6 protein-coding genes are annotated in these 6,722 nt (G+C 50.0%); 4 read left to right on the forward strand and 2 right to left on the reverse strand.

What is annotated here, in order from left to right:
- The 4 genes from ACOJS8_RS04140 to abc-f all read left to right on the forward strand — a co-directional run.
- The coding region (locus tag ACOJS8_RS04140) for a sulfite exporter TauE/SafE family protein (protein ID WP_420147266.1) at positions 1–652 on the forward strand (652 nt) is incomplete at its 5' end.
- A gap of 41 nt (positions 653–693) precedes the next feature.
- A complete protein-coding gene (locus ACOJS8_RS04145; RefSeq protein ID WP_420147267.1) occupies positions 694–1,758 on the forward strand; it encodes a cobalamin-independent methionine synthase II family protein in 1,065 nt (354 codons plus the stop codon).
- A 115-nt stretch (positions 1,759–1,873) separates the two neighbouring features.
- Positions 1,874–3,913, forward strand: coding sequence for an aceric acid hydrolase (locus ACOJS8_RS04150; RefSeq protein WP_420147268.1), 2,040 nt, complete (start codon positions 1,874–1,876; stop codon positions 3,911–3,913).
- A 181-nt stretch (positions 3,914–4,094) separates the two neighbouring features.
- Positions 4,095–5,708, forward strand: coding sequence for a ribosomal protection-like ABC-F family protein (gene abc-f, locus ACOJS8_RS04155; RefSeq protein ID WP_420147269.1), 1,614 nt, complete (start codon positions 4,095–4,097; stop codon positions 5,706–5,708).
- 16 nt (positions 5,709–5,724) lie between these two features.
- Here the strand turns inward: abc-f and ACOJS8_RS04160 are convergent, their stop codons facing one another.
- Both ACOJS8_RS04160 and ACOJS8_RS04165 read right to left on the reverse strand, forming a co-directional pair.
- Positions 5,725–6,069, reverse strand: a complete 345-nt coding sequence (locus ACOJS8_RS04160) for a carboxymuconolactone decarboxylase family protein (RefSeq protein WP_420147270.1) — start codon at positions 6,067–6,069, stop codon at positions 5,725–5,727.
- 71 nt (positions 6,070–6,140) lie between these two features.
- On the reverse strand, positions 6,141–6,722 hold a 582-nt coding region (locus tag ACOJS8_RS04165), incomplete at its 5' end, for a phytanoyl-CoA dioxygenase family protein (RefSeq protein ID WP_420147271.1).

Here is a 6,722-nt window from a genome sequence, read left to right on the forward strand (position 1 = left end):
ATACGTAACGCTGGGCGGTGTTTTTGGCCTTATTTTCGGGACCTACTACGTTGGTCCCCTTATCTCTCCTGTAGCCGCCAAACTATTTTTTGTCTCTCTATGGCTGAGTTTTGGTATCACGCTCTGGCGAGAGAACCGTAATCCGTCCCGCATCATTTTTGACGCCATCCCCAACTTCGATTCGACCGATATGATTCGCCTGGCTTTATTCGGGCTGGTAGGAGGGGTTATCTCATCTATCTTTGGGACGGGCATAAATATCTTTACGTTTTGTCTGGTCACGATTTACTACGGACTCAGTGAGAAAGTGGCGACTCCGTCATCAGTAATCATCATGACCATTGAAACCTTGTTAGGCTTTTTTCTGCATGCCCAGATACTCCGCGATTTTAGCCAGGAGTCGCTGGAATTATGGCTTACCTGTATTCCCGTTGTCGTTTTCTTTGCTCCGTTAGGCGCTTTTGTAATCACAAAACTTGCCCGGCCAATTATCGCCCGATTACTGTACGTGATTTTAGTAGTGCAATTCATTGGTGCAATGATCGTAATCAGGCCATCTGTTCCGCAATGGTTACTGTCTATCGGGACGCTGGCAGCCGGGCTGGGGCTATTTGCTTACATCGCCCGATTACGACGCCGTACTGTTGCCTGATAAAACACAATCCCCTCTAATCATTTTTAACCGATACGAATATGACTCTTTTACGTACCGAACCTATTGGGAGTATACCCCGGCCTGCCTATCTTCAGCAGGCCATGACCGCCTTTGCCAGGAAAGATATTACAAAGGCTGAACTCGACCGGCTAACCGACCAGGCCATTCAGGAGACTATTGCTGCCTTTGAAGAAACCGGATCGCCTGTAATTACCGATGGTGAGCAATCCAAACCCAGCTTTGCGACCTATCCTATTGCGGGTCTCGACGGCCTGTTGCCTAATGGTGTGGTGATTCCTTTTGCGGATGGACACACGCGCCAATTACCTGTTATTTCAAAAGGCCCCTTTCGTTACGCACATTCGGCTGATACGTTTCTAAAACGGGCGCAGAAATTTACCAACCGTCCAATAAAACAAGCCGTTATTGCCGTTTCTGCCATCAGTCTGCTTTATCCGCAGAGCGGCATTGAGGGCTACAGCCAGGAAGCGTTTGTAGCTGACCTGATTAATGAAGCCGAACGTGAAATTCGAAACTGCTTTCTGGCCGACGCTTATACGGTGCAAATCGACTTTACGGAAGCCAGACTAGCCATTAAGTTAGATCCCAGCAAACAACTGCTGAAAGCATTTATCGATCTGAATAATCAGGTATTAAATCGCTTTAGTCCAGCCGACCAGGCCCGGATTGGTGTACATTCCTGCCCAGGTGGTGATCATGACTCGACCCACAGTGCCGATATTAGCTACGATGAATTGCTGCCCTACCTGTTTGACCTGAACGCGGGCAACTTCTACCTGGAATATGCTGCTGAAGCGAACAAACCTGGTGTGTTATCGGCTATTAAACGAAGTCTTAAGCCGAATCAGCGTGTGTTTTTAGGTGTAACGAACGTATTGGATTCCCGCGTAGAAACTGCTCAGGAAATTAGCGAGTTAATACTGGAGGCTGCTCAGATTCTCCCTGCTAATCAGCTTGGTACGACGGATGATTGCGGTTTTTCGCCTTTTGCTGATGATGTATCTACCGCCCGTGACATCGCTTTTGCCAAAATCAAAGCTCGAATAGAAGGGACGGCGCTGGCCGAAAAGAAACTTCAGTAGGCATTATTGTTGGTGCCGGATGGATTAAGCTAACATCCTACAACTTCCAGAGAAAATTTTATAGTTGATAGAGGATTATTGCTATTAATTTTGGTTTTCAGGCAATTCGTCCATTATGATTATCAAGCGTAAACCCATCACATCCGCTGCTCTGGCTTTATCATTATTAGCATTAGCGCATATTTCGCAGGGACAAACCAATGCCCTCGTCAATACGTCGAAGAGCAAATTTGCGCGGCTGGAAAGCACCGATCTGAACGCTGTGAAATGGACTACCGGCTTCTGGGCCGACCGCTTCGCCGTTTGCCGGGATTCGATGGTACCGCACCTCTGGGATACGTACACCGATCCAAAAATCAGCCATGCGTTTCGGAATTTCGAGATCGCAGCGGGTGTAGAATCGGGCAATTTCAAAGGCCCATCCTTCCACGACGGCGATTTTTATAAAACGCTGGAGTCGGTAGCGAGTATGTACGCGCTCACCAAAGACCCGAAGCTGGACGCGCAGATGGACAAAGCCATTGCCGTGATTGGCAAAGCGCAGGCGCCCGATGGCTACGTATATACCAAGGCGATTATCCAGCAGAAGAAAACGGGGGAGAAAAAGATGTTCGACGATAAGCTCAGCTTTGAAGCCTACAACTTTGGTCACCTGATGACGGCGGCCTGTGTGCATTACCGAGCTACCGGCAAAACATCGCTGCTCGACATCGCCAAAAAAGCGACTGATTTCCTGATTGGTTTTTATAACAACGCCAGTCCCGAACAGGCACGTAACGCCATTTGTCCGTCGCACTACATGGGCATCACGGAGATGTATCGCACGACGCACGATCCGAAATACCTGGCCTTAGCCAAAAAGCTGATCGACATTCGCGGACTTTCGGAAGGTACCGACGATAACTCCGACCGCGTACCGTTTCGGCAAATGAAAAAAGTAATTGGCCATGCCGTGCGTGCGAATTACCTGTTCGCCGGGGCCGCCGACGTATTTGCCGAAACCGGCGACAGTACGTTGCTGTCAACGCTGGATTTGATGTGGGACGACGTAGTGAACCGGAAAATGTACGTAACGGGCGGCTGTGGCGCACTGTACGACGGCGTTTCGCCGGAAGGTACGTCCTACAAACCCGATACGGTGCAGAAAATCCATCAGGCGTATGGCAAGGCGTATCAACTGCCCAATCATTCGGCCCATAACGAAACCTGCGCCAACATCGGCAACCTGCTCTGGAACTACCGGATGCTGCAAATTACGGGCGAAGCCAAATACGCCGACATTATGGAACTGGAGTTGTACAACGCCATTCTGTCGGGGGTGAATCTGGGCGGCACGAAATTTTTCTACACCAATCCGCTGAGTGCGTCCGACGATTACCCGTATCAGATGCGCTGGATGGGTGGCCGTCAACCGTACATTCGCCTGTCGAACTGCTGCCCGCCAAATACAGTACGTACCGTGTCCGAGGTGAGTAGCTATGCGTACAGTATTTCCGATAAAGGGCTGTGGCTGAATCTGTTTGCCGGTAACCAGCTGAACACTACGTTGAAAGATGGTTCGCCACTACGTCTGACGCAAACCACCAATTACCCCTGGGATGGCGCCGTTACGTTGCAACTGGAACAGGCTCCGGCCAAACCATTTTCAATATTTGTCCGAATTCCCGGCTGGTGTCAGGGCGCAACGATCAACGTGAACGGAAAAGCGGTTACTACGTCCCTAAAATCAGGTGAGTATGCCGAAATCAACCGGACATGGAAAGCGGGGGATAAGGTTTCTATTAACCTACCGATGCCCGTAAAGCTGATTGAAGCGAATCCATTGGTAGAAGAAAATCGGAATCAGGTTGCCGTGAAACGGGGCCCGGTTGTGTACTGTCTGGAGTCGACGGACAACGCAAATACCAAACTGACGAACGTAGCACTTTCGGCGAAAAATGATTTCAAACCAACGCCTGCCAAAATCGACAACAGCAACGTAATGGCGCTGGAAGGTACCGCCAAACTAATAAACGAAGGCAACTGGACGAATCAACTCTACCGCGAAGTGTCCGACAAAGCGCCGGTTTCGACCCGCGTTCGTTTGATTCCGTACTACGCCTGGGCCAACCGGGGGCAATCGGAAATGCAGGTCTGGATTCCGTTTATCCGGTAGTTTTTCGACAGGATTGATATGCTTTATTTTGTCAGTGAAAATCCTGTCGAAAAAAATCCCTTACCTTTGTAATCACAAGTCAATACGTCTCATCCATGTAGGATCTAGTTTCTTTCCGGGAAATCAGTCGTGTAGCCGCTAAGCGGTTTGCTCGAATTATTCACCTCTTCCGAAAGAAATTATGATTTATTTACAGCATATATCCTACGTACATCCAAACAAAGATTTACTCTTCGACGATCTGAATCTGATCGTCAATCGTCACGATAAAGTTGCCCTGATTGGCAATAACGGCGTTGGCAAATCGACCCTGCTGAAACTTATGGCGGGCGAATGGCAACCGTCAGAAGGCGTGGTAAAAGTCGATTCAACCCCGTACTACGTCCCGCAATTGTTTGGACAATTTAACGATCTGACCGTAGCACAGGCACTCCAAATTGACAGTAAACTACGGGCCATACAGGAAATTCTTGACGGCAACGTAACGGAAGAAAACCTCTCCCTGCTGAACGATGACTGGACCATCGAAGAGCGTTGCCGCGAAGCGCTGAGCCACTGGCAACTGGCCGATCTGGATCTGGCGCAGTCGATGCACACCCTGAGCGGTGGGCAAAAAACGAGGGTGTTTCTGGCGGGCATTGCCATTCACGAACCCGACGTAGTACTGCTCGATGAACCCAGCAACCACCTGGACACCGCCGGTCGGCTGTTGTTATACGATTATGTTACCTCAACGACTGCTACGTTGGTGGTGGTGAGTCACGACCGAAAACTGCTGAATCTTCTCGATCAGGTATATGAACTGAGCAAGCGGGGTATTACGGTCTACGGCGGCAATTACGACTTCTACGTAGCACAGAAAGCGATTGAAAGCAACGCCCTGAATCAGGACATTCACAGCCGGGAAAAAGCCTTGCGGAAAGCGAAAGAAGTTGAACGCGAAACGGCAGAACGCAAACAGAAACTCGACGCGCGTGGCAAAAAGAAGCAGGAACAGGCCGGGGTTTCCCGAATCATGATGAACACCCTTCGAAACAATGCCGAACGTAGCACGTCGCGCCTGAAAGGAGTTCATACCGAGAAGATCGACGGTATTGCCCAAGAGCTACAGGGTCTGCGTTCAAACCTGACTGACACGGACAAAATGCGGTTTGGCTTCGACAATTCGGCGCTGCACAAAGGCAAAATCCTGTTCTCGGCGACCGACATTGATTTCAGTTACGAAAACCAATCGCTGTGGACCGAACCGCTACGTTTCCAGCTCGCCAGTGGTGAACGCATCGCGCTGAAAGGTTTGAACGGTTCGGGAAAGACGACGCTCATCAAGATCATTCTGGGGCAACTGGACCCCATTCAGGGAGCCGTTTATCGGGCCGATAACAAATCCGTCTATATCGATCAGGATTATTCCCTCATCGACAATACGTTAACGGTTTACGAACAGGCTCAGCGATTCAACGTATCAGCTTTGCAGGAACATGAAGTCAAAATCCGGTTAAACCGTTTTTTGTTTGGTAAAGACGACTGGGATAAATCCTGCTCGGCCCTGAGTGGTGGCGAAAAAATGCGGCTGATGCTCTGTTGCCTCACCATCAGCCAGCAGGCACCGGACATTATTGTGCTCGACGAACCCACTAACAATCTGGACATTCAGAGCATCGAAATTCTGACGGCAGCCATCAATGAATACCAGGGTACGCTCATCGTAGTGTCCCACGATGAATCGTTTCTGGACGAAATTAACGTCCAAAGAACCCTTACTCTGTCTGATAAAAGCGGACGAATAGTTCCGTAGCCGTTTAAGAGGTCGTTTACTCCTTTGCCGAGCGGGCTTCTTCGAAAAGACGCATGGCCATAAGACCGGTACCGACGGCCCCACCTGCCCGAAGCGCTGCTGCAATAAATACGGTTTCGGCAATCTCTTCTCGCGTAGCCCCGGCTTCGACGGCATTGTTGATATGAGATTCGATGCAGTAGGCGCACTGGGTTGTCAGAGCTACCGCCACCGACATCAGTTCCCGGTACTTGATAGGGATGACGCCATCTTTTCGTTCGGCGGTGTATTTCAGATTGAGGAATGCGTTTGCTTCTTTTTGAGCGGATTTGATGAGCATCTCTGTATAGGCACGATCTTTCGGAGTTTGGTATTCGGTCATACGAATTGAAGAGTATAGCGTTTGGATATTGTCAGACCGATAGTTGTCACTGGCCTGACAATATAAAGTCACTAGCTCATGAATGCTAACCGTATTGCCCTTTCTACGGGCGCAAACTCGTCTGACGTATCGCTGATGTTCAGTTCATTACGTAGCTGCAAGGGCGGCTGTGCCATGAATTTTGGAGTTAGCCCACGGTGTGCCTGCGCAGCGTGAACCAGAAACGGATGACACAGGTAAATAGTCCCGGCCTGACCGACTGCCAGGACTTCTTCCTTGTGCGAAAGCGTGTCCAATTTTTCGGCCAGGTCCATAAACGATAAACCCGCATCGCCTTTGTCGGCGAGTAGTTTGGCTACGTCCAGATGCGAACCTTTGCGGATAATTGTTGGCGCATCGGATTCCGTTACGTCCGAAAACAAAACCAGCATCAATAAGGCGCGCCCTTTGGAGCGTACATTCACCCGCCACTCAAAATAGTTGGACGGATCAGCGCCTGGAAAGCTGGCATCGACGTGCCACCCGGTGTCCATCGGGTCTTTATCGGATGGAAAACGTATCGGAAACGTACCGACATTTCGGCAGGGAATCCACTTGCCTTCGCCGATCAGTTGATCGAAAACACAGTGCAGGTCAGGGTGATTTACCGACTC

The organism is Spirosoma sp. (genome assembly GCF_048594605.1).
Classification (GTDB): Bacteria; Bacteroidota; Bacteroidia; order Cytophagales; family Spirosomataceae; genus Spirosoma.

Bases quoted from the DNA above. Each gene is read 5' to 3' on its own strand.
- ACOJS8_RS04145 (WP_420147267.1), top strand. From the start codon at position 694: ATGACTCTTTTACGTACCGAACCTATTGGGAGTATACCCCGGCCTGCC.
- ACOJS8_RS04150 (WP_420147268.1), top strand. From the start codon at position 1,874: ATGATTATCAAGCGTAAACCCATCACATCCGCTGCTCTGGCTTTATCA.
- abc-f (WP_420147269.1), top strand. From the start codon at position 4,095: ATGATTTATTTACAGCATATATCCTACGTACATCCAAACAAAGATTTA.
- ACOJS8_RS04160 (WP_420147270.1), bottom strand. From the start codon at position 6,069: ATGACCGAATACCAAACTCCGAAAGATCGTGCCTATACAGAGATGCTC.